The organism is Actibacterium ureilyticum (assembly GCF_002285435.1).
Lineage (GTDB): Bacteria > Pseudomonadota > Alphaproteobacteria > Rhodobacterales > Rhodobacteraceae > Actibacterium_C > Actibacterium_C ureilyticum.
In genome coordinates, this window is record NZ_NSBT01000037.1 from 409,710 (window position 1) to 433,366 (window position 23,657).

Annotated in this window: 24 protein-coding genes; 9 read left to right on the forward strand and 15 right to left on the reverse strand. The window is 65.5% G+C overall.

What is annotated here, in order from left to right:
- Position 1 precedes the first annotated feature (1 nt).
- The 7 genes from CLM60_RS14930 to CLM60_RS14960 all read right to left on the reverse strand — a co-directional run bounded on the left by CLM60_RS14930 (position 2) and on the right by CLM60_RS14960 (position 5,637).
- Positions 2-754 carry an endonuclease gene (locus CLM60_RS14930; RefSeq protein WP_095589921.1) on the reverse strand — a complete coding sequence of 251 codons (753 nt, stop codon included), beginning with the start codon at positions 752-754 and terminating at the stop codon, positions 2-4.
- 35 nt (positions 755-789) lie between these two features.
- Positions 790-1,971 carry an NADH-quinone oxidoreductase subunit E gene (locus tag CLM60_RS14935; protein WP_095589922.1) on the reverse strand — a complete coding sequence of 394 codons (1,182 nt, stop codon included), beginning with the start codon at positions 1,969-1,971 and terminating at the stop codon, positions 790-792.
- Positions 1,972-2,059: 88 nt separating this feature from the next.
- Entirely contained in the window at positions 2,060-3,268 is a 1,209-nt protein-coding gene (locus CLM60_RS14940) for an NADH-quinone oxidoreductase subunit D (RefSeq protein ID WP_095589923.1), read from the reverse strand.
- 4 nt (positions 3,269-3,272) lie between these two features.
- Positions 3,273-4,133, reverse strand: a complete 861-nt coding sequence (locus CLM60_RS14945) for a sulfotransferase (protein ID WP_095589924.1) — start codon at positions 4,131-4,133, stop codon at positions 3,273-3,275.
- A gap of 6 nt (positions 4,134-4,139) precedes the next feature.
- A complete protein-coding gene (locus CLM60_RS14950; RefSeq protein ID WP_095589925.1) occupies positions 4,140-4,751 on the reverse strand; it encodes an NADH-quinone oxidoreductase subunit C in 612 nt (203 codons plus the stop codon).
- A complete protein-coding gene (locus CLM60_RS14955; protein WP_176473889.1) occupies positions 4,748-5,281 on the reverse strand; it encodes a NuoB/complex I 20 kDa subunit family protein in 534 nt (177 codons plus the stop codon). The genes CLM60_RS14950 and CLM60_RS14955 overlap by 4 nt, the downstream gene beginning before the upstream one ends.
- A complete protein-coding gene (locus CLM60_RS14960; protein ID WP_095589927.1) occupies positions 5,272-5,637 on the reverse strand; it encodes an NADH-quinone oxidoreductase subunit A in 366 nt (121 codons plus the stop codon). Before CLM60_RS14960 ends, CLM60_RS14955 begins: the two co-directional genes overlap by 10 nt.
- A 63-nt stretch (positions 5,638-5,700) precedes the next feature.
- On the opposite strand from CLM60_RS14960, the gene CLM60_RS14965 reads away from it, so the two are divergent.
- The gene (locus tag CLM60_RS14965) at positions 5,701-6,213 is read left to right on the forward strand and encodes a coiled-coil domain-containing protein (RefSeq protein WP_141246533.1); all 513 of its coding nucleotides are present in this window, start codon (positions 5,701-5,703) and stop codon (positions 6,211-6,213) included.
- A gap of 20 nt (positions 6,214-6,233) precedes the next feature.
- On the opposite strand, the gene CLM60_RS14970 is transcribed toward CLM60_RS14965, so the two are convergent.
- The 3 genes from CLM60_RS14970 to CLM60_RS14980 all read right to left on the reverse strand — a co-directional run bounded on the left by CLM60_RS14970 (position 6,234) and on the right by CLM60_RS14980 (position 8,900).
- A complete protein-coding gene (locus CLM60_RS14970) occupies positions 6,234-6,902 on the reverse strand; it encodes a glutathione S-transferase family protein (RefSeq protein ID WP_095589929.1) in 669 nt (222 codons plus the stop codon).
- A 76-nt stretch (positions 6,903-6,978) separates the two neighbouring features.
- Positions 6,979-8,190, reverse strand: coding sequence for a DegT/DnrJ/EryC1/StrS family aminotransferase (locus CLM60_RS14975; protein ID WP_095589930.1), 1,212 nt, complete (start codon positions 8,188-8,190; stop codon positions 6,979-6,981).
- A gap of 44 nt (positions 8,191-8,234) precedes the next feature.
- Positions 8,235-8,900: an HAD-IA family hydrolase gene (locus tag CLM60_RS14980; protein WP_095589931.1), complete on the reverse strand. Its 666-nt coding sequence runs from the start codon at positions 8,898-8,900 to the stop codon at positions 8,235-8,237.
- A gap of 129 nt (positions 8,901-9,029) precedes the next feature.
- On the opposite strand from CLM60_RS14980, the gene glmU reads away from it, so the two are divergent.
- Genes glmU through CLM60_RS15000 form a run of 4 tightly spaced genes read left to right on the forward strand, consistent with a single transcriptional unit; the run spans position 9,030 to position 13,448 of the window.
- Positions 9,030-10,388: a bifunctional UDP-N-acetylglucosamine diphosphorylase/glucosamine-1-phosphate N-acetyltransferase GlmU gene (gene glmU / locus CLM60_RS14985; protein WP_095589932.1), complete on the forward strand. Its 1,359-nt coding sequence runs from the start codon at positions 9,030-9,032 to the stop codon at positions 10,386-10,388.
- Positions 10,388-12,211 carry a glutamine--fructose-6-phosphate transaminase (isomerizing) gene (glmS, locus tag CLM60_RS14990; protein WP_095589933.1) on the forward strand — a complete coding sequence of 608 codons (1,824 nt, stop codon included), beginning with the start codon at positions 10,388-10,390 and terminating at the stop codon, positions 12,209-12,211. Before glmU ends, glmS begins: the two co-directional genes overlap by 1 nt.
- Positions 12,212-12,763 carry a pyridoxamine 5'-phosphate oxidase family protein gene (locus tag CLM60_RS14995; protein WP_095589934.1) on the forward strand — a complete coding sequence of 184 codons (552 nt, stop codon included), beginning with the start codon at positions 12,212-12,214 and terminating at the stop codon, positions 12,761-12,763.
- Positions 12,756-13,448, forward strand: a complete 693-nt coding sequence (locus tag CLM60_RS15000) for a DNA alkylation repair protein (RefSeq protein WP_095589935.1) — start codon at positions 12,756-12,758, stop codon at positions 13,446-13,448. The genes CLM60_RS14995 and CLM60_RS15000 overlap by 8 nt, the downstream gene beginning before the upstream one ends.
- A 102-nt stretch (positions 13,449-13,550) precedes the next feature.
- On the opposite strand, the gene CLM60_RS15005 is transcribed toward CLM60_RS15000, so the two are convergent.
- Positions 13,551-15,164 carry an AMP-binding protein gene (locus CLM60_RS15005; RefSeq protein ID WP_095589936.1) on the reverse strand — a complete coding sequence of 538 codons (1,614 nt, stop codon included), beginning with the start codon at positions 15,162-15,164 and terminating at the stop codon, positions 13,551-13,553.
- Complete coding sequence (locus tag CLM60_RS15010) at positions 15,154-15,621, reverse strand: hypothetical protein (protein WP_095589937.1); 468 nt, start codon at positions 15,619-15,621, stop codon at positions 15,154-15,156. Before CLM60_RS15010 ends, CLM60_RS15005 begins: the two co-directional genes overlap by 11 nt.
- Before the next feature lie 120 nt (positions 15,622-15,741).
- Here CLM60_RS15010 and moaA point away from each other — a divergent pair, with 120 nt between their 5' ends.
- Entirely contained in the window at positions 15,742-16,749 is a 1,008-nt protein-coding gene (moaA, locus tag CLM60_RS15015; RefSeq protein ID WP_095589938.1) for a GTP 3',8-cyclase MoaA, read from the forward strand.
- 6 nt (positions 16,750-16,755) lie between these two features.
- On the opposite strand, the gene CLM60_RS15020 is transcribed toward moaA, so the two are convergent.
- The 3 genes from CLM60_RS15020 to argE form a co-directional block, all read right to left on the reverse strand.
- On the reverse strand, positions 16,756-17,187 hold the full coding sequence (locus tag CLM60_RS15020; protein ID WP_141246534.1) for a hypothetical protein: 432 nt from the start codon (positions 17,185-17,187) through the stop codon (positions 16,756-16,758).
- 81 nt (positions 17,188-17,268) lie between these two features.
- On the reverse strand, positions 17,269-18,435 hold the full coding sequence (locus CLM60_RS15025; protein ID WP_095589940.1) for a M20 aminoacylase family protein: 1,167 nt from the start codon (positions 18,433-18,435) through the stop codon (positions 17,269-17,271).
- Positions 18,425-19,606 carry an acetylornithine deacetylase gene (argE, locus tag CLM60_RS15030; RefSeq protein ID WP_095589941.1) on the reverse strand — a complete coding sequence of 394 codons (1,182 nt, stop codon included), beginning with the start codon at positions 19,604-19,606 and terminating at the stop codon, positions 18,425-18,427. The genes CLM60_RS15025 and argE overlap by 11 nt, the downstream gene beginning before the upstream one ends.
- Before the next feature lie 235 nt (positions 19,607-19,841).
- Here argE and CLM60_RS15035 point away from each other — a divergent pair, with 235 nt between their 5' ends.
- The 3 genes from CLM60_RS15035 to CLM60_RS15045 are packed head-to-tail and all read left to right on the forward strand — an operon-like array spanning position 19,842 to position 23,624.
- Positions 19,842-20,864 (forward strand): ABC transporter ATP-binding protein, encoded by a 1,023-nt coding sequence (locus tag CLM60_RS15035; protein ID WP_095589942.1) that lies wholly within the window; start codon positions 19,842-19,844, stop codon positions 20,862-20,864.
- Positions 20,864-21,925, forward strand: coding sequence for an ABC transporter ATP-binding protein (locus CLM60_RS15040; protein ID WP_095589943.1), 1,062 nt, complete (start codon positions 20,864-20,866; stop codon positions 21,923-21,925). The genes CLM60_RS15035 and CLM60_RS15040 overlap by 1 nt, the downstream gene beginning before the upstream one ends.
- A 1-nt stretch (position 21,926) precedes the next feature.
- On the forward strand, positions 21,927-23,624 hold the full coding sequence (locus CLM60_RS15045) for a peptide ABC transporter substrate-binding protein (RefSeq protein WP_095589944.1): 1,698 nt from the start codon (positions 21,927-21,929) through the stop codon (positions 23,622-23,624).
- The last annotated feature ends 33 nt before the right edge of the window (positions 23,625-23,657 follow it).

Genomic DNA, 23,657 nt, shown 5'->3' on the forward strand with positions numbered 1-23,657 from the left:
CTTAGTACACGCCGCCCTTGTCGACCTTTTTCGAGAATTCGGTCTCGCCGCCGGTGGCCAGCAGCTTGGCCTGTTCGACCCAGTTGTCGCGGCTCACCCGGCCCTTGAACCCCTTGAGGTTGGCATCGACCCAGGCGACCTCGTCCCCGGTCCATCCGGCGATCTGGTCGAAATGATAGAAGCCCAACGAGAACAGAAGCTGTTCCAGTTTCGGACCGACACCCTTGATCTTTTTCAGATCGTCGGCGGTGCCGCCGCGCGGGCCGTCCAGCGCCGCGGGGCGCGTGCCCTCGCCCGTGCCCTCGACCACGCCGTCGCCGTCATAATCCTCGCCCTGCGGGGCGGCTTTGGTCGCGGCGTTCTCTGCCGCGATGGGGGCTGCGGGCTTGGGCGGTGCGGCGGGTTCGGGGGCGGCCGTTTCGGTGGTGGGTTGTTCGGCCGTGATCGGCTTGGCCGATTTCGGTTCGGCCGGTTCTGCGGCGGGCTTTGCCGCCGGCGCGGGTGTCGCGGGTGCCGCTGCGGGTGCAGGCGCCGGTGCCGGGGCAGCTGCGGGCCGGCCCGCCGCGACGGTCGCCCCGCACAGCAGCCAGACCAGGAAGAAACCGATCAGAATGGCGGCGATGATGCCCACGAAAGCCGAGGCGAGGAAGGAATACCCGCCGATCAGCATGACCAAGAACACGACCGCACCAGAAATCGCGGCCCAGATCCAGCATTTGCTGCGACAGGCAGATCCGTTCGACGTTGCACTCATAGTCACTTATCCCTCTGATGGTGATCTGTTGAACCCTAGTATACGTCACCCTTCTTAACGCGTTCGGCGAATTCTGTCTTGCCGCCTTTTGCCAGCACCTTGGCCTGATCGACCCAGTTGTCGCGGCTGACACGCCCCTTGAACCCTTTCAGGTTCTGATCGACCCAGGCCACCTCGTCCCCGGTCCAGGCGGCGATCTGGTCGAAATGATAGAACCCCAACGAGAACAGAAGCTGTTCCAGCTTCGGCCCCACCCCCTTGATCAGCTTCAGATCGTCGGCCTGGCCGTCGCGGGCGGCGTCCAGCGTGGCGGGCTTGGTGCCGGGGCCCTCGGCCGGTTCGTCTTTGGCTTTGGGCTTCGGCTTGGGCTTGGCGGCCTTTTTCTCGGCCTCGGCCTTGGGGTCGGATTTGGGCTTGGCCACCGATTTCGGCGCGGGCTCCTGCGCGACCTTCTTGGCGGGCGCGGAACTGACCGACGGGGCTGCGGGCGCTTCGGCCAGCGCGCCGCTTTGCGGGGTCCAGGGCGCGCGCAGTGGCACCTCGGTCCCGTCGATGCGCTTGACGGTCTCGCCGATATCCACCGCCATCTGGGCCGAGGCGTTGTATTGCGTGCGCCCGCTGTCATATTCGGTCAGGCTGGTCAGCCCGGATTTCGGCTCGGCGGCATAACGTCCGTTCTGCGGGCCGGGCACGGGCACCGACCCTGCGGCCAGCGCGTCCAGGATCTCGGCCAGCTTCTCGGCGGTCAGATCCTCGTAATAATCCTTGCCGATCTGCGCCATCGGGGCGTTGGTGCAGGCGCCCAGACATTCGACCTCTTCCCAGCTGAACTTGCCATCCGCCGACAGCGCGTGCGGCTGATCTGCGATCTTCTCGCGGCAGACACCGATCAGGTCCTCGGCCCCGCAGATCATGCAGGACGTGGTACCGCAGATCTGAATATGTGCAACCGAACCAACCGGTTGCAGCTGGAACATGAAGTAGAATGTCGCAACCTCGAGCGCCCGGATATAGGCCATGCCCAGCATGTCCGCGACGGTTTCGATGGCGGCGCGGGACAGCCAGCCCTCCTGCTCCTGCGCGCGCCACAACAGCGGAATGATCGCGCTGGCCTGGCGGCCCTCGGGGTATTTGGTGATCTGCGCCTTGGCCCAGGCCAGGTTGTCCGGCGTGAAGGCAAAGCTTTCAGGTTGTTCGGGGTGCAGACGGCGCAGCATTAGTGGAAGTCCCTTGTCGGAGTGGTCTCACGCAACCGATCAAAGCAGCAGGCGCGGATCGTGAAGTTTCGGACATGTCGCGGAAAGATCACCGGTCGATCTCCCCGAACACCACGTCCATCGTGCCGATGATCGCCGCGACGTCGGCCAGTTGGTGCCCGCCCGCGACGTGATCCATCGCCTGCAGGTGCAGGAAGCCCGGCGCGCGCAGCTTGGCGCGATAGGGTTTGTTCGACCCATCCGACACCATATAGACGCCAAATTCGCCCTTGGGCGCTTCGACGGCGGCATAGACCTCGCCCGCGGGCACGTGGAAGCCCTCTGTATAGAGTTTGAAGTGATGGATCAGCGCCTCCATCGAGGTTTTCATCTCCCCTCGTTTCGGCGGTGTCAGCTTGCCGCGCGCCAGAACGTCGCCCGGCTCGGCCCGCAGCTTGGCGCAGGCCTGCTGGATGATCTTCACCGACTCGCGCATCTCGGCCATCCGGCACAGATAGCGGTCATAACAATCGCCATTCTTGCCTACCGGGATCTGGAAGTCGAATTCGTCATAGCATTCATAGGGTTGCGCGCGCCGCAGGTCCCAGGCCAGGCCCGAACCGCGCACCATCACGCCGGAAAAGCCCCATTGCTGGATGTCCTCTTCGGTCACCACGCCGATATCGCAGTTGCGCTGTTTGAAGATGCGGTTTTCCGTCAGCAGGTCGTCGATATCGTTCAGGTAACGCGGGAATTCCTCGGCCCATTGGTCGATATCGTCGATCAGCTGCGGCGGCAGGTCCTGATGCACCCCGCCCGGGCGGAAATAGGCCGCGTGCAGACGCGCGCCACAGGCCCGCTCATAGAACACCATCAGCTTTTCGCGTTCCTCGAACCCCCAAAGCGGCGGGGTCAGCGCGCCCACATCCATCGCCTGGGTGGTGACGTTCAGCAGGTGGTTCAGTACCCGGCCGATCTCGGAATACAGCACCCGGATCAGGCTGGCACGGCGCGGCACCCGGGTGCCGGTCAGCTTTTCAATGGCCAGGCACCAGGCATGTTCCTGGTTCATCGGCGCCACGTAATCCAGCCGGTCCAGATAAGGCAGGTTCTGCAGATAGGTACGGCTTTCCATCAGCTTCTCGGTCCCGCGATGCAGCAGGCCGATATGCGGGTCGCAACGCTCGACGATTTCGCCGTCCAGCTCAAGCACCAGGCGCAAAACGCCATGTGCCGCAGGGTGTTGCGGGCCGAAGTTGATGTTGAAATTGCGAATCTTCTGTTCGCCGGTCTGTGCGTCGTTAAAGCCGCCGTCCATCAGGTCACACTCCTACAGTGTTTGCTTCCCAGGCCGCGGGAAGGCGACCCATCCGGGCCGCGACAAAATCATATTGCGGCTTCAGCCAAGCCGCCGCCTCGGCGCGTTGCACCGCATTCATCTCGACCGGGACACCCACATGGGCGGCCCGTGTCAGGTCCGCGCTCCGGGCGCCGATGCCCAGGAACGCGCACAGCTTGTCCAGCACCGCGCCCGAGAACAGATCCTCGGAAAACGCCAGGAACACTTGCCTGGGGTCCAGCGCGCGGTCGATCCGGCCCAGCACGGCGCGATAGTCGCCCCGCGCGGCGATGTGATCCTCGGCCCCCGACAGCACCCGCCCCAGCAGCGCCCCGGCCAGACCCGCGATGTCGCGGGCCGACGGGCTGCGCCGCCGCGCGATCATGCGCACATGGCTCCAGAGCCGCTCCACCGGGTCGCGCATCAGGTAAATGAACCGCACCTGTGCCGCCATCCCGGCCATCTGCCGCAACCGCCCCTCGGACAGCAGGGCATAGGCGGGCGTCATGTCCCCGACCAAGCGCTCCTGTTTCCGGCCCGCGTTCAAATAGGCCAGATAGGCGTCATCGTTTCCACTTTCGACCAGATCCGCCAGCGCCGCCAGATCCGCCATGCGGGCCGCGCGTGTCGCGCCATCCCCGCCCCGGCGCCCGGCCAGTTCCGCGTGCCGCGACCGCAGCGCCTTGGCGCGTCCGGCACGATTGCCGAAATCCAGCGTGTCGAAGTAGTGCAATTCCTTGACGCTGCGCAGATGGCAATCGGGATGGCCCGCCAGATAGCGGTAGAGCCAGCTGGTCCCCGCCTTGGTCGCCCCCATACCGAACATCAGCACCGCGTCCCCCATACCGCCTCAGCCCTTGGCCTCGTCGGCCTTGTCATCGCCGGGCAGGATATATTCGGCCCCTTCCCAGGGCGACATGAAGTCGAACTGGCGGTATTCCTGAACCAGGCTGACGGGCTCATAGACAACGCGCTTCTGCGCCTCGTCGTACCGCACCTCGGTATAGCCGGTGGTCGGGAAATCCTTGCGCAGCGGGAAGCCGCGAAAGCCATAGTCGGTCAGGATCCGGCGCAGGTCCGGGTGACCGACGAACAGGATGCCGAACATGTCGAACACTTCCCGCTCGAACCAGTTGGCGCTGGGATGCACCGCCACGATGGACGGGATCGCCTCGTCCTCGCGCACGGCGCATTTCACGCGGATGCGCTGGTTCTGGTACATCGACAGGTAATGATAGACCACATCGAACCGCGCATCCCGCGCCGGGTGATCCACGGCGGTGATGTCGACCAGCGTCGAAAACTTGCAGGTCGCGTCGGATTTCAGAAATTCGGTGAACGCCAGAAGCGAGGACGGCGCGATCTCCACCGTCAGCTCGTCCAGCGCAATCGACCAGGACAGCACGCAATCGGGGCGTTTCAGCTCGATATGGGTGCCGAGTTCTTGCAGGGCTTCGGTCATCGTACAATCGTCCCCGTGCGGCGGATCTTGCGTTGCAGCTGCAGGATGCCATAGACCAGCGCCTCGGCCGTGGGCGGGCAGCCCGGCACATAGACATCGACCGGCACAATGCGGTCGCAGCCACGCACCACCGAATAGCTGTAATGATAATAACCCCCGCCATTGGCGCAGGACCCCATCGAGATCACATAGCGCGGCTCGGGCATCTGGTCATAGACCTTGCGCAGCGCCGGCGCCATCTTGTTCGTCAGCGTACCGGCCACGATCATCAGGTCCGACTGGCGCGGCGAGGCGCGCGGCGCGGTGCCGAACCGTTCCAGGTCATAGCGCGGCATCGAGGTGTGCATCATCTCGACCGCGCAGCAGGCCAGGCCGAAGGTCATCCAGTGCAGCGACCCGGTGCGGGCCCAGTTGATGATGTCCTCGGTCGAGGTCAGCAGGAACCCCTTGTCCTGCAATTCCTTGTTCAGCGCCTGGGTCGCAACCTCGCGGTCGCCCTGGGCGGTGTTGGCCCCTGTCATCACTCCCATTCCAGGGCCCCTTTCTTCCACTCATAGGCAAAGCCGATGGTCAGCACGCCCAGGAAAACCATCATCGACCAGAAGCCCACCGTGCCCAGTGTCCCGAACGACACAGCCCAGGGGAACAGGAAGGCGATTTCAAGGTCGAAGATGATGAACAGGATCGACACCAGATAGAACCGGACATCGAATTTCATCCGCGCGTCGTCGAAGGCGTTGAACCCGCATTCATAGGCCGACACTTTTTCCGGATCGGGATTGCGGACGGCCAGGACAACGGCGGCGAGGATCAGGACAAGGCCCAGCGCGACGGCAAGGCCGAGAAATACGAGGATCGGGAGATACTCTCTCAGCAGTTCTTCCACGGGAACGGCTCTCCTTCAGATGGCTGAAACGGGTTTACTCCCGCCACCGGGGCGGGTCAACCAATGCAAGACGCGAAACCGCCCCCGGGCGGACGTTTTCGACCCTGCACCGAAGATAGCGCACGGATCGGCCCCGACAATGCGCTCTGCCCGGGCATTTTCCCATTGATTGCAGGGCGTTTTGTGAAACCATGTCCCGCATTGATAGATCACATTCTGGAGAAGATTATGGGAAAAGATCCCGACCGGCGTATCGACGAATTGGAAAAGCGCATGACGCGCAATGTGGCTGAACTGAACAAGATTAATCAGCGCACACATGATGAAATCATGAAACTGGACAAACGCGTGAAAACCCAGGAAAGCCGTGAATCAAAAAACGTCGGAGATCTGAACAAGGTCAACCAGCGCACACATGACGAGATCCGGCAGACGCAAAAGCAGCTGAAGGCGCTGAATGATCGGGTCACAAAGGCGGTTCAAGAGCTGAACAAAATCAACCAGCGCGCCCATGACGAGATCATCGCCTTGGGCAAAACGGTACGCGATCTGGAAAAACGCATCTCAACCAAGTGAACAGCGCCCACGGGCCGGTCTTACTCCCGTTCGGGCATTGGCCAAGGCGCGTAGAAATCGCGTGAAAACAGCTTGTCATCGCGCGGCCCAGGCAGCGACGCCTGAAGCCCCGGGCGCGCGGTGATCTGGCCATACCATGCCTGCAAGGCCGGGAACGCATCCGCCCGCGCGAAATGCAGCGCCATGTACATCGCCTGCCCCACCGCCACGTCGGCGGCCGAAAACCGGTCATCGGCCAGATGGGCGCTGTCCTGCAACCGGGCCTCCAGCGCGGCATAGCATTTTTCCAGCCGCTTCACTTCGATCTTCATGATGACGGGGCTGCGCATGTGATCCTCGTACAGCACCTCGTGCTGCTGGTTCAGGGCGGCGCTGTGCTGGCTCAGGGTTTCGGCGAAGTGCAGCCAAGACAGCCAGGCCCTGCGCGCCGGGTCGCCGGGCGCCCGACCCAGCCCGGCCTGCGGGAACCGCTCGCACAGATATTCGATCATCGCGCCGCTTTCGAACATCACATCGCCGTCGATTTCCAGCGCCGGCACCCGCCCCGCCGGGCTGAGTGCCAGGAAATCCGGCTGCCGCAGTGTCGCGTCAAACGGATAGACCTTCAGCTCGAACGGCACGCCCAGCTCGTGCAGCAACCACAGCACCCGCATCGAGCGGCTTTCGTGACAATGGTGCAGTCTGATCATGTGCTCCTCCCTCTCTCACCTGGCGCCCACGGCCGCCCGCCCGGCGGGCGGCGCAAAAGGCGTGCGCCGCAGGCGCTCAATCTGACAGCGCGGCGGCCTGCCACAGGCTTGACACCTCGGCCCGGATGATCCGCGCGATCAGCGCCACGTCGTCCTCGCTGAAACTCAGCGGCAGGCGCAGATCCATCAGCCCCGCCATCACCGCATCGGTGCGCGGCAGCGTCGGGGGGGCGGCGTAATGCCAGCTGGCATAGGTCGAGGTATAGCCGCGCGGCACCGGCGCGCCGAACCATTTCAGCTCGACCCCGCGCGCGGCGCAGCGCTCGACCAGCGCGCCGATCCGCTCGGCATCCCAATCGGGCAGCAGGAACTGATAGGACGAGCCGACGAACCGTTCGCCGCCCGGGCGCGTCACCTGCCGCAGGCCGGGGCAATCGGCCAACCCATCTTCCATCCCCCGGTACAGCCGGTTCCAGCGCGCCACCTGCCCGTCCAGATCGCGCAGCTGCGGGCGCAGGATCGCGGCGCGCAAATTGTCCATCCTGCCCGAGATATTGGGCACCTCCAGCCGCAACTCCTCGAACGCCTCGGGCCGCGGCGCGGCGTCGTGCCGGTCATAGAGCATATAGGACCCCGAAAGCAGCACCGCCCGCGCCATCAGGTTCGCATCGTCGGTGATCAGCAAGCCGCCCTCGCCCGAGTTCACATGTTTATAGGTCTGGGTCGAATAGCAGCCAATCAGCCCATGCCGCCCCGAGGGCACGCCGTTCCAGCTGGCCCCCATCGTATGCGCGCAATCCTCGATCACCTGCACGCCGGCGGCATCGCAGATCGCCATCAGCGCATCCATGTCGCAGATATGCCCGCGCATATGGCTCAGCAGCAGGACACGCGCACCGCTGGCGGCGATCTGTTCGGCCAGATGATCCAGGTCGATCACCAGATCCGGCGTCACCTCGACAAAGACCGGCACGGCGCCGATGCTGGCAATCGCGCCCGGCACCGGGGCCAGCGTAAAGGCATTGGTCAGCACCTTGTCGCCCGGCCCCACACCCGCCGCGCGCATCGCACAGCCCAACGCATAACCGCCAGAAGCCACCGCCAGGCAATAGCGCGCGCCGGTCAGGGCGGCGAATTCGACCTCCAACGCGGCGGTTTCCGATTGCTCGCCCGGCGCGGTGTTGTACCGATGCAGCCGCCCGTGCTGCATCACGGCCAAGGCCGCGTCGATGCTGGCCTGCGGCAGGGGCTCCTGCTGGGTGAAATTGCCTGTGAACCGCTCTGACATCGGACCTCCGTTTGGCACAAAGTGCGCCGGTCACCGGACGCGGGTCAAGCCAGCAGGCGCGCCGCCAGCCCCGGCAGCGCGTCGAAATGATCCAGCAACGCCTCGGGCGCCAGATCGGCCACCCCGCGCCCGTCGGGGCCGAAGGTCACCAGCGCACAGGGCACCCCGGCGGCACGCGCGGTTTCGCGGTCGGTCACCGTGTCGCCCACCAGCATGGAGCGGTTGGCCTGCCCCCCCGCCCCCTCGACCGCGGCTAGATAGGGGCGCGGGTCGGGCTTGCGCACCGGCAGCGTATCGGCCCCGATCAGGGCTGCGAACAGGTCGCGCACGCCCAGCCGCTGCAACAGGGTTTCGGCCAGCCCCTCGGGCTTGTTGGTGCAGATGCCGACCGCCATGCCATCGGCGCGCAGCGCCTCGACCGCCGCGACGGCGCCGGGGTAAAGCGTGGTATAGCGGTCGATATGCACGCCATAGTGATCCAGCAGCAGCGGGTATTGCGCATCCACATCCGTTTCCGACCAGTCCGGCTGCACACGTTCAAACCCCAGCCGCAGCATCGCCCGCCCGCCCCGGAACGCGGTCGCCTGATCGGCGGCGGGGTCCAGCGGCGCGTCCAGCCCCAGCCCCTCGAAACAGGCATTGGCCGCCGCGATCAGATCGCCGCTGGTATCGGCCAAGGTTCCATCCAGATCGAAGATCACCGTGCGCATACCGTCACCTTTTGGCAAGTTTCCGCCACACGATGTAACGTAGCGAAACGCCTTTTGAATTGCCCTGCTCTTGCGATGACGGTTTAGCCGGGTAAAAGGTGCAGCAACAGATAAAAAGGGGCAGAGCGCATGGAAACCGCGCTGATTGTGCTGGCAGCCGGGCAAGGCACCCGCATGAATTCCGACTTGCCGAAGGTGCTGCATCCGATTGCCGGTGCGCCGTTGCTGGTGCATGCGCTGGATGCGGGCGCCGTGCTGGATCCCACGCGCACCGTTGTGGTCGCGGGGCACGGCGCGGATGCCGTGACACGCGCGGCACAGGATCACGATGCCGAAATCACCGTGGTGCGCCAGGACGAACAGCTGGGCACCGCCCATGCGGTGGCCCAGGCGCGCGACGCTTTGGCGGGGTTCACCGGCGATGCGATCGTGCTTTACGGCGACACCCCCTTCATCAGCGCCGACACGCTGACCGCCCTGGCCGAGGCGCGGCGCAGCCATGATGTGGTCGTGCTGGGGTTTCAGGCCGCCGATCCCGGGCGCTATGGCCGGCTGGTGACGGCGGGCGATACGCTGGAACGGATTGTCGAATTCAAGGACGCGACCGAGGATGAACGCGCCATCACCCTGTGCAACAGCGGGGTCGTGGCCGCCGATTGCGCCACGCTGTTTTCGCTGATCGACGCGGTGGGCAACGACAACGCATCGGGCGAATACTATCTGACCGATATCGTCGGTCTGGCCCGCGACCGGGGGCTGACGGCGGGCTTCGTCACCTGCCCCGAGGCCGAGACGCTGGGCATCAACACCCGCGCCGAACTGGCCGCGGCCGAGGCCGCGTTTCAGGCCCGCGCCCGGGCTGAGGCGCTGGAAAACGGCGTCACGCTGGCCGCGCCCGACACGGTGCATTTCGCCCATGACACGGTGGTGGGCCGCGATACGGTGATCGAACCGAACGTGGTCTTTGGCCCCGGCGTGACGGTGGAATCGGGTGCCCATATCCGCGCCTTCTCGCATCTCGAAGGGTGCCATGTGTCGCGCGGCGCCATCGTGGGCCCCTATGCCCGGCTGCGCCCCGGCGTCGAACTGGCCGAGGATGTGCGCATCGGCAATTTCGTCGAGATCAAGAACGCCACGCTGGATGCGGGCGCCAAGGTGAACCACCTGTCCTATATCGGCGATGCGACGGTGGGCGAGGCCGCGAATATCGGCGCGGGCACGGTCACCTGCAATTATGACGGTGTGTTCAAGCACCGGACGGAAATCGGCGCGCGGGCCTTCATCGGCTCGGACACGATGCTGGTCGCGCCGGTGAAGATCGGCGCCGAGGCGATGACCGCCAGCGGGTCGGTCATCACCATGGATGTGCCCGATGGCGCGTTGGCCGTGGGCCGCGCCCGGCAAGAGGTCAAACCCGGCCTGGCCCGGCGGCTTTTCGACAAGCTGCGCGCGCAAAAGGCCAAGCAACAACAGAAAGCGGCAGAGTAATGTGTGGTATCGTCGGGGTTCTGGGCACGCATGAAGTGTCGCCCATCATTGTCGAGGCGCTGAAGCGGCTGGAATATCGCGGCTATGACAGCGCGGGCATCGCCACCATCAACGACGGTCATCTGGACCGCCGCCGCGCGGTGGGCAAGCTGATCAACCTGTCCGACCTGCTGGTGCATGACCCCCTGCCCGGCAAATCTGGCATCGGCCACACCCGCTGGGCCACCCATGGTGCGCCCTCGGTCACCAATGCGCACCCGCATCGCGCGGGGTCCGTGGCCATGGTGCATAACGGCATCATCGAGAACTTCCGCGAGCTGCGCGACGATCTGATCGCCAAGGGCGTCGTGTTCGAGACCGAAACCGACAGCGAAATCGTTCCCAAGCTGACCCAGCACCTGATGGATGGCGGCATGGGCCCGATCGAGGCCGCGACCAAGACACTGAGCTATCTGGAGGGCGCGTTTGCCCTGTGTTTCCTGTTCGATGGCGAGGATGACCTGATCTTTGCCGCGCGCAAGGGCTCGCCGCTGGCCATCGGCCATGGCGAGGGCGAGATGTTCGTGGGCTCGGACGCCATCGCGCTGGCGCCGATGACGGACAAGATCACCTATCTTGAGGAAGGCGACAGCGCCGTCGTGACCCGCGCGGGCGTACAGATCTTCGACAGCAGCGGACGGCTGGCCAACCGCCCGGTCAAGGCCATCAAGATGGACAATGCCCGCGTCGAGAAAGCCGGGCACAAGCATTTCATGGCCAAGGAAATCGCCGAGCAGCCCGTGGTGATGGGCGATGCGATCACGCATTACCTGAAAGGCGCGCCGCCGCAGATCGCCCTGCCCGATGCGGGGCTGGACCTGACGGCGTTCGACCGGGTGACGATGGTGGCCTGCGGCACCGCGCATCTGGCCTGTCTGACCGCGAAATACTGGCTGGAGCGGCTTTCGGGCCTGCCGGTCGAGGTCGATGTCGCCAGCGAGTTCCGCTATCGCGAGCCGCCGATCCCGGCGCGCACGCTGGCGATCTTTGTCAGCCAGTCGGGCGAAACCGCCGACACGCTGGCCGCGCTGCGGTTCTGTCAGGGCAAGGCTGACAAGATCGTGGCGGTGGTCAATGTCCCCGAAAGCTCGATCGCGCGGGAAAGCGACCTGGTGCTGCCGATCCATGCGGGCATCGAGATTGGCGTGGCATCAACCAAGGCGTTCACCTGTCAGCTGAGCGTGCTGGTCATGCTGGCGCTGAAGGCGGCGCTGGAACGCGGCCACATGCCGGTCGAGGCCGTGCAGACCCACCTGACCACCCTGCGCAGCCTGCCGGGGATGATGAACGCCGCGCTGACCCTGAGCGACGATATCCAGGCCATCGCCACCAAACTGGCCGAGGCGCGCGATGTGCTGTTCCTGGGCCGGGGGCCGATGTATCCCCTGGCGCTGGAAGGGGCACTGAAACTCAAGGAAATCAGCTATATACACGCCGAAGGTTACGCATCGGGCGAACTGAAGCACGGCCCCATCGCGCTGGTCGACAAACAGGTGCCGGTGATCGTGATGGCCCCGCGTGACGCGCTGTTCGACAAGACCGTGTCGAACATGCAGGAGGTCATGGCCCGCGGCGGCAAGGTGGTGCTGATCACCGATTCCGACGGCGCGCGGCTGGCCGGGGACGGCACCTGGAAGACGCTGATCATGCCGATGGTGCCGGACCTGTTCGCGCCTATCCTCTATGCGGTTCCGGCGCAGCTTCTGGCCTATCACACCGCCGTGGCCAAGGGCACGGATGTGGACCAGCCCCGCAACCTGGCGAAATCGGTGACGGTGGAATAGATGGCCAAGCAATTCGACGCATTCGACGACGCGCATCGGGATTTCATCGCCGAACAGCCGGTCTTCTTCGTCGGCACCGCCGCGCCCGATGGCCGGGTGAACGTGTCGCCCAAGGGGATGGACAGCCTGCGCGTGCTGGGGCCGAACCGGCTGATCTGGCTGAATGTGACCGGCAGCGGGAACGAGACCGCCGGGCATCTGAAGGCGCTGAACCGGATGACGCTCATGTGGTGTTCGTTCGGCACACGCCCGCTGATCCTGCGCGCCTATGGCACCGCGCGGACGGTTCACCCGCGCGATGCGGATTTCGATGCGCTGGCGGCCGAGCTGCCCGCCCTGCCCGGCACGCGCCAGATTTTCGATATGAATGTCGAGATGGTGCAGACCTCCTGCGGCTATGCGGTGCCGTTCATGACCCATGACAAGGAACGCCCCGTCCTGCGCCAATGGGCCGAGGGCAAGGGGCCCGAGGGGCTGCAAACCCATTGGCGGGACAAGAACCAGACCACCATCGACGGCCTGCCCACGGGCATCGTGTCGGACGATGGCTGAGACCCCGGAAAGCGCCGCGGCGGCGCTGGAGATCCTGCGCGGGCGGGCCGATGCCGAGACAGCCGAGAGCAAGGCCGCCTATCACAAGCAGACGCGGCCGGTTCTGGGCGTGCCGAACCCGGTGCTGAACGATCTGACGACATCCTGGCGGCAGGCGCTGAGCGTCGACCAGCGCGTCGCCCTGGCGGGCGCGTTGTGGGACAGCGACGTGTTCGAGGCACGGATCGCGGCGGCGAAGCTGTTGACCCAGGCGCGGATGCGGCCCGATGCGGCGGCGTGGGAACTGATCCAGAGCTGGGTGTCCGATTTCGACAGCTGGGCGATTGCCGATCATGTCTGTGCCGCCGCGCAGAAACGGCTGGTGGCCGATCCCGCGCGGCTGGATGCGGTCGCGGACTGGACGCAATCGGATCACATGTGGACCCGCCGCGCGGCGCTGGTCATCACGCTGCCCTGGACGAAACAGAACCATCCCAAGCGCGCCGATCTGGCGATCCGCGACCGGGTGCTGGGCTGGGCCGCCGGGTATGTGGACGATCCCGACTGGTTCATCCAGAAGGCCGTCGCCTGGTGGCTGCGCGATCTGTCGAAACACGATCCCGACCGGGTGCGGGCCTTTCTGGCCGCGCACGGCGACCGGATGAAGCCCTTTGCGGTGAAAGAGGCGGGCAAGTATCTGGGCTGATCCGGGTTGGCCCTGCGCCTGCGGGACCGGCGGGAGCGAGGGGCCAGCCCCTCGCGCTCCCCGGAGTATTTGTGGAACAATGAAGGGGGGCTGGAGGTCGTGTCAGGTGGGTGTATCGCGTAGGGCGCGGCGCAGGATCTTGCCCGTGGCGGTCAGCGGCAGGCTGTCATGGGCGTGAAACCGGCGCGGGGCGACATGGGGGCTGACCCGTTCCGACACGCGGGCGCGCAGGCGCTCGGTCAGGGCGTCGTCGAGCGGCACACCGTCGCGCAGCACCAGATGCGCCACCACAATCTCGGTCCGGACCGGGTCGGGCGCGCCCACCACGGCGGCCATGACCACATCCGGGTCGGCGGTCAGGCAATCCTCGATCTCCGTCGGGCCGATGCGGTAGCCGGCCGAGGTGATGATATCATCGTCGCGCGCCACGAAGCGATAGCGCCCCGCCGCGTCCTGCACTGCCAGATCGCCGGTGCGCAGCCAGCCGCCGCGCATTTTCTCTGCGGTCTTGTCGGGCTGGTTCCAATAGCGCAGGAACATCACCGGGTGGCCCGCGCGGACGCAGACCTCGCCCACCGCACCGGTCGCAACCGGCGTGTCATTGCCCCCCATCAGCGTGACATCGGCTCCCGGGATCGGCAGGCCCATGAAGCCGGGTTCGGCATCCATCAGGCCGGGGACCGAGCAGATGAAGATATTGCATTCGGTCTGGCCATAAATCTCGCTGATCTCCACCCCCAGCGTTTCGCGGCCCCATTGCAGCAGGTCCGCGCCCAAAGCCTCGCCGCCCGAGCTGAGGCTGCGGATATCGACGCCCGCAGGCACCGGCACCTGGCGCATCAGTTTCAGCGCGGTGGGCGGCAGGAACAGGTTGCGGATCTTCAGCCGCGCGATCAGGTCCCAGGCGGCGGCGGGGTCGAATTTGCGCATCCGCTGCGCCACCAGCGGCACGCCGTAATAGAGGCAGGGCATGGCCAGATCCATCAGCCCACCGATCCAGGCCCAGTCGGCGGGGGTCCAGCCCCGGTCGCCGCGTTGCGGGAAATGGCGGTGGTGCAGCTCGATCGACGGCAGGTGGCCCAGCAGGAAGCGATGGGCGTGCAGCGCGCCCTTGGGGTTGCCGGTGGTGCCCGAGGTATAGATCATCACCGCCGGATCGTCGGCGGCGGTGTCCACGGGCTGTTCCAACGGCGGGGCGGCGGCGATCTGTGCCCAGAAGTCGCCATCGATGGACTGGACGCCGCGCAGATCCGGCAGATCGGCGCGCAGGGCGGAGAGCTTTTCCGCGCCATCGGTATCCGTCACCGCCAGCACCGCGCCGCTGTCGGCCAGACGAAAGCGCAGCGCATCGGCGCCAAAGAGCGAAAAGAGCGGCAGCACAATCGCCCCCAGCTTCAGCGCCGCGAAATGCGCGATCAGCACCGCTGGCCCCTGCGGCAGCAGAACCGCCACCCGGTCGCCCCGCCCTACGCCCGCGCGGGCAAAGACGGTGGCCAGCCGGTCAGAGGCGTCTTTCAGCGCGCCATAGGTCCAGTCCCGGTCGCCCGCGCCCGCGTCGATCAGGGCCACGCGGTCGGGATCAATCGCGGCCCAGCCGTCGCAACAGGCACGGGCGATGTTGAAACGCGCGGGGATATCCCAGTCAAAGCCGTCGCGCGTGGCCTGCCAATTGCCGCGCCATGTCACCAGCCGCTGGCCCGGCGTGTCAGAGGCCATAGACCCGCAGTTCCGGCAGCCCGGTCAGCGACACGCCCAGCGTGCGCAGCGCGGCGAGCGAGGTCTGGCCATCGGTGTCGGACGCCGCATCCAGCGGGCGCAGCTCGACCCGGACGGTGGCGCCGGTGGCGGGATCCTCCAACCGGCCGGGGCGCGGGGCGCTGACCAGCCCGGTCTTGACCCAGAAGCCGGGATCGGTCGGGTTGCCCAGCGTGGCGACAACGGTGCCCAGCCGCGCCTCGGCCGCGGCAACGGGAGCGGCGGCGGCTTCGCGTTCGGCGGCGGTGGTGGTGTCGAACTGTTCCACGGTCACGGCGCTGGCGGGGGGCGGCGGGGCCTGTGGCAGCGGGGCGGCCGCCGGGGTGTCGGGCGGGGCCTGTTCCCCCGGGGTCGGGGCCACGCAGCCCGACAGCAACGCCAGGCAACAGGCCGCGATGCCGGTTTGCGCCATGTTCATGCGGTGTCCTCCTTGGGGCCCGACCGGGGCCGCGCCGGGCAAGCCTAGCCCTGCGTCCGCGCGCATTCAACGCGATTGATGCCCCTTGCCGCCCCGCTGCGCGGGTTCTAGGTTAGTCGCATGACACCGCAACTGATCGACCCTTTCGCCCGCGCCATCACCTATCTGCGCGTTTCGGTCACCGACCGCTGCGATTTCCGCTGTGTGTATTGCATGGCCGAAAACATGACCTTTCTGCCCAAGAAGGATCTGCTGACGCTGGAGGAGCTGGACCGGATGTGTTCGACCTTTGTCGGGCTGGGGGTGGAAAAGCTGCGCATCACCGGGGGCGAGCCGCTGGTGCGCAAGGGGATCATGACGTTTTTCCAGTCGATGACGCGGCATCTGGACAGTGGCGCGCTGAAAGAGCTGACGCTGACCACCAACGGCTCGCAGCTGGCGCGGTTTGCCGACGATCTGTACGCTGCGGGGGTGCGGCGGGTGAACGTGTCGCTGGACACGCTGGACGACGAGAAATTCGCCCGCGTGACCCGCTGGGGCCGTCTGCCGCAGGTGATGAAGGGCATCGATGCCGCGCAGCGGGCCGGGCTGCGGATCAAGATCAACGCCGTCGCGCTGAAGGGCTTCAACGAGGACGAGCTGTTCACCCTGACCGAATGGTGCGCCAGCCGCGACATGGACCTGACCTGGATCGAGGTCATGCCGATGGGCGATCTGGGCAACGAGGACCGGGTGGGCCAGTACTGGTCGCTGAAGGATGTGCGCGCGCAGCTGGCGCAGAACTATACCCTGACGGATCTGGCGGAACGCACGGGCGGGCCCGCGCGTTATGTGCAGCTGAACGAAACCGGGCAGAAGGTCGGCTTCATCACGCCGCTTTCGCATAATTTCTGCGAAAGCTGCAACCGCGTGCGCATGACCTGCACCGGCGAGCTGTACATGTGCCTGGGGCAAGAGGACATGGCCGACCTGCGCCCTGCCCTGCGGAACTATCCCAAGGACGACAAGCCTCTGGTCGAGGCGATCCACAACGCCATCGGGCTGAAGCCCAAGGGGCATGATTTCGACTATTCCCGCCAGCGCGCCGATGGTCAGGTCAGCCGCCACATGAGCCACACGGGCGGCTGAGCCGGATCAGAACCGCCGCGGGCGATTGTCGTAGTCGACACGGAATTCGTCGAACTTACGGGGATAGTCGGCGCCGGTGGCCACGCAATTGGCCTGTGCCCCGATCAGCGGCTCATTCTTCTTGATCCGGTTCATGAAACTGAAATTCTTGACCACGACCCGCCCGTTCACCGTCAACGTCGCCCCGCGCAGGACGCTGCGGGTCTGGCGGTAATTGCCGGTGTCCAGATACTGGACCGCCCCGCAGATCAGCATCTTGCCATTCTCGTGGAACGGGGCAAGACGGTAAAGCGCGCCTTTGGAGCCGCTGCCACCACGCCAGTTGAGTTCGAATTCCGGCCAGTTATCGGCCACCTTGCGCTGCGCGACCACATCCGCCGCCTGCGCCGCACCGGCCGACACGGCCAGCGCCAGAACCATGACCCAAGTCTTGCGCATGATCCCCTCCTTCACAATTACATTACCCAAACACTGACCTTGCTGGGGGAGCAACCGCCGATTGTCAAAACCGCCCCGACGTCACGCGGCGGGCATGCGCATCTCTGCGATTTCGGCCCACCACGAGCTGCCCGCGGGAATGGCGTCGTCGTTGAAATTGTATTCCGGGTGATGGACCATCGCGGTGTCGCCATTGCCCATGAAGATATAGGCGCCGGGGCGTTCGTTCAGCATGAAGCTGAAATCCTCGGCCCCCATCATCGGGGCGGTGTCGGTTTCCACGTTGCCCGACACCTTGCGCGCCACATCGGCCACGAAATCGGTCTGTTCCGGGGCGTTCACGGTCACCGGATAGCCGCGCAGATATTCGAATTCGACCGTCGCGCCAAAGGCCGCCGCGGTGCCGGTCACCAGCTGTTCCAGCCGCGCGATCACCTGTTCCTGCACATCGGTGTCCATCGTGCGCACGGTGCCGCGCAGAAAGACCTTTTGCGGGATCACGTTATGGGCGGTGGTATCGGTCTGGAAGCTGCAGACCGATACCACGACCTCTTTCAGCGGGTCGATATTGCGCGACGCGATGGTCTGCAACGCCAGCACCACGTGGCTGGCCACCACGGTGGTGTCGATGCAATCATGCGGCTTGGCGGCATGGCCGCCCTTGCCGGTGATCGTCACCTCGAATTCATCCGCCGCCGCCATAATGGGGCCGGGACGGATCGCGAACTGGCCCACCGGGATGCCGGGCATGTTGTGCAGCCCGTACACCTCCTGAATGCCGAAGCGGTCCATCAGCCCGTCATCGCACATTTCCTTGCCGCCGGCGCCGCCCTCTTCGGCGGGCTGAAAGATCACCACCACGGTGCCGTCGAAATTGCGGGTCTCGGCCAGGTATTTCGCGCCCCCCAGCAGCATCGCGGTATGCCCGTCATGGCCGCAGGCGTGCATCTTGCCCGGGTTGGTCGAGGCATAGTCGACCCCCGTCGCCTCGGTGATGGGCAGCGCATCCATATCGGCGCGCAGCCCGATCACCTTGCCCGAGGCGGTGGACTTGCCCCGGATCACCCCCACGACGCCGGTGCGGCCGACCCCCTCGACCACCTCGTCACATCCGAATTCCCTGAGCAGCTCCGCCACCCGCCCCGAGGTCCGGTGCGTGTCATACTGCAATTCGGGATGGGCATGGAAATCCTGTCGCCAGGCGGCGATTTCGGGCTGCATTTCGGCAATGCGGTTCTTAACGGGCATGGGGGGCCTCCTTCAGGTGGGTCAGCAGGCGGGCCATGAAATCCTGTCCGGCCTGAAACTGTTCGGTGGTGATGAATTCATTGGGTTTATGCGCCTGGGCGATGTCGCCCGGGCCGCAGACGACGGCGGAATAGCCGCGTTCCTGAAACTGTCCGGCCTCGGTCGCATAGCTGACGACATGGGTCTCATTGTCGCCGGTCAGCGCCCGCGCCAGCGGTCCGGCGGTGCCGTCACCCTCGGGCACAAGGGGCGGAACCGCGATATAGCGCGTGTTGTCGATGCCCGCGTCGGGGTGGCGCGCGCGCATCCGCTCGGCGACCGCATCGACCTGCGCCTGATAGGCGGCCTGCCAGTCGGCGGGATCCTCGCCCGGGACGACCCGGAAATCCAGCCCGAAGGTGCAGTCGGTCGCGGTGATGTTATGGGCGGTGCCGCCCTGGATCTGACCCACATGGACCGTGGTCCAGGGCGGATCGAAAAGCGCCGCGTCGCCCTGTGGCGCCCGCGCGCTGTTTTCGGCGTTCATCCGGTTGGCCCAGCCGATCAGGTCGGCCGATTCCATCACCGCGCTGACCCCGGTGTGGAGGATCGAAGAATGCACCGCGACCCCGTGCAGATGGGTGCGAAAGCCCAGCATGCCCTTGTGGCCGGTCACGACCTTCATCATCGACGGCTCGCCCACGATCACGGTATCGGCACGCGGCAGATCGCCCGCACGCATGTGGTCGATCATCATCGGCGCGCCCAGGCAGCCGATCTCCTCGTCATGCGACAGGGCCAGCTGCAAGGGGCGTTCGACGCCCGCCAGATGCGCCTCGACCAAAGCCCAGATCGCCAGCGCGTCGAAGCCCTTCATGTCGCAGGTGCCGCGCCCGTAAAGCCGCCCGTCACGTTCGGTCACGGTGAAGGGATCGCTGTCCCAGCGCTGTCCGTCGACGGGCACGACATCGGTGTGCCCCGACAGAACGACGCCGCCATCGCGGCCCGGTCCGACGTGTGCATAGAGGCTGGCCTTGCCCCCCGCGGGATCGGTCACCCGCACGACATCGATCCCGAAACCGTCCAGATAATCGGCCACCCAATCGACCAGATCCAGGTTGCCATCCTGGCTGACCGTTGGGAAAGACACAAGCTTTTCAATAAGTTGTCGCGCAGATCGTCGGGCGGGCATCCGCAAATTCTCCTGTACGCCGGGCACAGGTTGGGCGGCTTTGCAGGCAGCGTCAAGCGCGATCACCCACAATTTAATTCCTGAGAGGAAAAAACTTTGATGAAGACCCGTAATCGCCGAAGACGGCCTTGCCCCAGCGGTCAATCGTGCTAACAATTTCCGAAACGGGCGGATCGCGGAAGGAAATTCCGCCGATCACGTACCGCAAAGAACAATATAAAAGCGGGGAGCTTTCATGCCCGACGGGGCTGCGCCTGTCCTTGATGTCAGGGACCTGAAGACCGTGTTTCACACTCGGTCCGGAGAGGTCCATGCCGTGAACGCCGTCAGTTTCGCCCTGAAGCCGGGCGAGCTGCTGGGGGTGGTCGGCGAAAGCGGCTCGGGCAAATCGGTGACGATGATGTCGCTGATCGGCCTGCTGCCCACACCCCCGGCCGAGCTGCGCGGCGGTCAGGTCCTGTTCGATGGCGAAGATCTGTTGAAAGTGCCCGACAAGCGGCTGCGCGCCTTGCGGGGCAAGCGGATCGGCTTCGTGTTTCAGGATCCCATGACCTCGCTCAACCCCGTGTTCACGGTGGGGTTCCAGATCATGGAGCCGCTGCGCAAGCATATGGGCATGACCAAGGACCAGGCCCGCAAGCGGGCGCAGGAATTGCTGGAGCTGGTGGGCATTCCCGATGCCGCGCGGCGGTTGAAGGATTTCCCGCACCAGTTTTCCGGCGGGATGCGCCAGCGGGTGATGATTGCCATCGCGCTGGCCTGTGACCCCGATGTACTGATCGCCGACGAGCCCACCACCGCGCTGGACGTGACGATCCAGGCGCAGATCCTGGAGCTGATGAAAGAACTGCGCGAACGGCTGGGCATGGCGGTGATCTGGATCACCCATGATCTGGGCGTCATTGCCGAGATCGCCGACCGCGTGCTGGTGATGTATGGCGGTCAGGTGGTCGAACAGGCCCCGGTGGCCGAGCTGTTCGGCAACCCCCAGCACCCCTATACCCGCGCGCTGTTGCAGACCGTACCCAGCCTGACCGGCGCGCGCGAGGAGCGGCTGCACGTTATCGAGGGGCAGCCGCCGATCCTGCGCGCGGCGCCGCAATCCTGCCCGTTCCGCGACCGTTGCACCCATGCCTTCGACCGCTGCGCCCGCGAAAACCCGGCGCGACGACCGGTCGGCCCGGGCCATGACGCGGCCTGTTTCTGGGACGCCCCCGCCAACCGCCCCCATCACGAACCAAAGGCCGCGATCCCCTGATGCTGGATATGTCCGACGCCCGCAAACTGGTCGAAATACGTGGATTGAAGATGCATTTCCCGATCTTCTCGGGGCTGCTCAGACGCCAGAGCGGTGCGGTCAAGGCGGTCGACGATGTGAGCTTCACGATCTACGAGGGCGAGACACTGGGCCTGGTGGGTGAAAGCGGCTGTGGCAAGTCGACCTGCGGGCGGGCGGTGCTGCGGCTTTACGATGTGACCGAAGGCTCGATCCGCATCGACGGGGTCGAGATCGCGCAGGCCGATCCGGCCCAACTGCGCGGCCTGCGCCCGACCATGCAGATGGTGTTCCAGGACCCGCAGGCCAGCCTGAACCCGCGCATGACCCTGGCCAGCATCATCGGCGAGCCGCTGGACGAACACACCAAGCTGGGCAAGGCCGAGAAGCTGAACCGCGTCTATGAGCTGATGGATGCGGTCGGGCTGAACCGGGCTTTCGCGCATCGCTATCCGCACGAGTTTTCCGGCGGCCAGCGGCAGCGGATCGGGATCGCCCGGGCGCTGGCGCTGCAGCCCAAGTTCATCGTCTGCGACGAACCCATCGCGGCGCTGGACGTGTCGATCCAGGCGCAGGTGGTGAACCTGCTTGAGAAACTGCAGGACGAATTCGGCCTGACATATCTGTTCATCAGCCACGATCTGAGCATGGTGCGCCATATCGCCGACCGGGTGGCGGTGATGTATCTGGGCAAGATCGTGGAAACCGCCCCGCGCGAGGCGCTTTATGCGGCCCCTGCCCATCCCTATACCCGTGCGCTTTTGTCGGCGGTGCCCGAACCCGACCCGCGGCGCGAGGCGCGCAAGGACCGGATCATCCTGAAGGGCGATGTCCCCTCGCCCGCGAACCCGCCCAAGGGCTGCAATTTCTGCACCCGCTGCCCCGAAGTGATGGAGATCTGCCGCGAAGCAGAGCCCGACACGTTCGAGGTCACACCGGGCCAATTCGTGGCCTGTCACCTTTATGCCCAGACGAATTCCGAACAGACCGCCGGTCAAGCGGCGGCGACCGAGGCACATAAGAGCATCCAACAAGGAGATTGACATGCGATTCAGAACTGCCCTTTTGGGGGCTGTGGCGTTGACCGCGCTGACCGGGGCCGCTTCTGCGGAACGCGGCTCGGACGGCCAGGTGAACATCATCTATTGGCAAGCCCCATCGATCCTGAACCCGTTCCTGTCGGGCGGCACGAAAGAGGTCGAAAGCGCCTCGCTCGTGATCGAGCCGCTGGTGCGTTTCGACGAGACCGGCGAGATGGTGCCGTGGCTGGCCGAAAGCATCCCCACCGTGGAAAACGGCGGCGTGGCCGAGGACCTGACCAAGATCACCTGGACCCTGAAGGAAGGCGTTCTGTGGTCGGACGGCACGCCGCTGACGGCCGAGGACGCGGTCTTTACCTGGGAATACTGCACCCACCCCGAAGGCGGCTGCGCGCAGTCGTCCTATTTCGACGGGGTGTCGTCGGTAGTGGCCGTGGATGACCGCACGATCGAGGTGAATTTCGCCGCGCCGAAGCCCTTCCCCTATACCGCGTTCGTGGGCTCGGAAAGCCCGATCATCCAGAAGGCGCAATTCGCCGACTGTCTGGGCGCCAAGGCCCCCGAATGCACCGAAGCGAATTTCGCCCCCATCGGCACCGGCCCCTTCGTGGTGACCGATTTCCGGCCCAATGACGTGGTCCAGTTTGCCGCCAACGAAAACTTCCGCGAGGCCGGCAAGCCCGCCTTTGCCACCGTGCTGTTCAAGGGCGGCGGCGATGCCACCGCAGCGGCGCGGTCGGTGATGGAAACCGGCGAGTTCGACTATGCCTGGAACCTGCAGATCGACCCCAATGTGCTGTCGTCGATGGAGGCCAAGGGCCTGGGCAAGGTGGTGACGGCGTTCGCGACCTCGGTCGAGCGGATCCATGTGAACCAGACCGATCCGAACCCGTCGCTGGGCGCCGAGCGCGCGACGTTGGCGCATCCGCACCCGTTCCTGACCGACCCGACGATCGGCCAGGCGCTGTCGATGGCGATCGACCGGTCGCTGATCGCGGATGTGGGCTATGGCGCGGGCGGTCAGCCGACCTGTAACGTGCTGCCGGCCCCGGCGGCCTATGCCTCGACCGCGAATGACGGCTGTCTGGTGCAGGATATCGAGGGCGCCAAGAAGCTTCTGGACGATGCAGGCTGGGTCCCCGGCCCCGATGGCGTGCGGGTCAAGGATGGCGTGCGGCTGTCGCTAACCTATCAGACATCGACCAACGCGGTGCGTCAGGACACGCAGGCGCTGGTGAAACAGTGGTGGTCGGAAATCGGCGTGGAAACCGAGCTGCGCAATATCGACGCCTCGGTCTTCTTCGGCGGCGATCCGGGCAGCCCGGACACGTTCCAGAAGTTCTATGCCGATGTCGAGATGTACACCAACAACTTCGCCGGTGTGGATCCCGAGGCCTATATGGCCAACTGGCGCTGTTCGGAAATCCCCAGCCCCGAAACCCAGTGGCAGGGATCGAACATGCAGCGTTTCTGTTCCGAGGAATATGACGCGCTGGTCGACAAGATGTCGCAAACCGCCAATCTGGAAGAGCGCGGCGCGCTGGCCAAGCAGATGAACGATATGCTGATGCAGTCCTATTCGATCATCCCGCTGATCCACCGCGGCAACCCGTCGGCCCATGCCGTCACGCTGGAAGGCGTGCGCATGAACGACTGGGACAGCGAGATCTGGAACATCAAGGACTGGTCGCGCGCCAAGTGACCGAACACCCGGGCGGCCTGTTGCGGGCCGCCC

What these genes read in the sequence shown, in the direction of transcription:
- CLM60_RS14965 (WP_141246533.1), top strand. Translation starts at nt 5,701, where the DNA reads ATGCAAGACGCGAAACCGCCCCCGGGCGGACGTTTTCGACCCTGCACC.
- CLM60_RS15020 (WP_141246534.1), bottom strand. Translation starts at nt 17,187, where the DNA reads ATGCGCAAGACTTGGGTCATGGTTCTGGCGCTGGCCGTGTCGGCCGGT.
- CLM60_RS15035 (WP_095589942.1), top strand. Translation starts at nt 19,842, where the DNA reads ATGCCCGACGGGGCTGCGCCTGTCCTTGATGTCAGGGACCTGAAGACC.
- CLM60_RS15045 (WP_095589944.1), top strand. Translation starts at nt 21,927, where the DNA reads ATGCGATTCAGAACTGCCCTTTTGGGGGCTGTGGCGTTGACCGCGCTG.
- CLM60_RS15000 (WP_095589935.1), top strand. Translation starts at nt 12,756, where the DNA reads ATGGCTGAGACCCCGGAAAGCGCCGCGGCGGCGCTGGAGATCCTGCGC.
- CLM60_RS14935 (WP_095589922.1), bottom strand. Translation starts at nt 1,971, where the DNA reads ATGCTGCGCCGTCTGCACCCCGAACAACCTGAAAGCTTTGCCTTCACG.
- moaA (WP_095589938.1), top strand. Translation starts at nt 15,742, where the DNA reads ATGACACCGCAACTGATCGACCCTTTCGCCCGCGCCATCACCTATCTG.
- CLM60_RS14980 (WP_095589931.1), bottom strand. Translation starts at nt 8,900, where the DNA reads ATGCGCACGGTGATCTTCGATCTGGATGGAACCTTGGCCGATACCAGC.
- CLM60_RS14930 (WP_095589921.1), bottom strand. Translation starts at nt 754, where the DNA reads ATGAGTGCAACGTCGAACGGATCTGCCTGTCGCAGCAAATGCTGGATC.
- CLM60_RS14995 (WP_095589934.1), top strand. Translation starts at nt 12,212, where the DNA reads ATGGCCAAGCAATTCGACGCATTCGACGACGCGCATCGGGATTTCATC.
- CLM60_RS14975 (WP_095589930.1), bottom strand. Translation starts at nt 8,190, where the DNA reads ATGTCAGAGCGGTTCACAGGCAATTTCACCCAGCAGGAGCCCCTGCCG.
- CLM60_RS14945 (WP_095589924.1), bottom strand. Translation starts at nt 4,133, where the DNA reads ATGGGGGACGCGGTGCTGATGTTCGGTATGGGGGCGACCAAGGCGGGG.
- CLM60_RS15005 (WP_095589936.1), bottom strand. Translation starts at nt 15,164, where the DNA reads ATGGCCTCTGACACGCCGGGCCAGCGGCTGGTGACATGGCGCGGCAAT.
- glmU (WP_095589932.1), top strand. Translation starts at nt 9,030, where the DNA reads ATGGAAACCGCGCTGATTGTGCTGGCAGCCGGGCAAGGCACCCGCATG.
- argE (WP_095589941.1), bottom strand. Translation starts at nt 19,606, where the DNA reads ATGCCCGCCCGACGATCTGCGCGACAACTTATTGAAAAGCTTGTGTCT.
- CLM60_RS15010 (WP_095589937.1), bottom strand. Translation starts at nt 15,621, where the DNA reads ATGAACATGGCGCAAACCGGCATCGCGGCCTGTTGCCTGGCGTTGCTG.
- CLM60_RS15040 (WP_095589943.1), top strand. Translation starts at nt 20,864, where the DNA reads ATGCTGGATATGTCCGACGCCCGCAAACTGGTCGAAATACGTGGATTG.
- CLM60_RS15025 (WP_095589940.1), bottom strand. Translation starts at nt 18,435, where the DNA reads ATGCCCGTTAAGAACCGCATTGCCGAAATGCAGCCCGAAATCGCCGCC.
- CLM60_RS14955 (WP_176473889.1), bottom strand. Translation starts at nt 5,281, where the DNA reads ATGGGAGTGATGACAGGGGCCAACACCGCCCAGGGCGACCGCGAGGTT.
- CLM60_RS14940 (WP_095589923.1), bottom strand. Translation starts at nt 3,268, where the DNA reads ATGGACGGCGGCTTTAACGACGCACAGACCGGCGAACAGAAGATTCGC.
- CLM60_RS14970 (WP_095589929.1), bottom strand. Translation starts at nt 6,902, where the DNA reads ATGATCAGACTGCACCATTGTCACGAAAGCCGCTCGATGCGGGTGCTG.
- CLM60_RS14950 (WP_095589925.1), bottom strand. Translation starts at nt 4,751, where the DNA reads ATGACCGAAGCCCTGCAAGAACTCGGCACCCATATCGAGCTGAAACGC.
- glmS (WP_095589933.1), top strand. Translation starts at nt 10,388, where the DNA reads ATGTGTGGTATCGTCGGGGTTCTGGGCACGCATGAAGTGTCGCCCATC.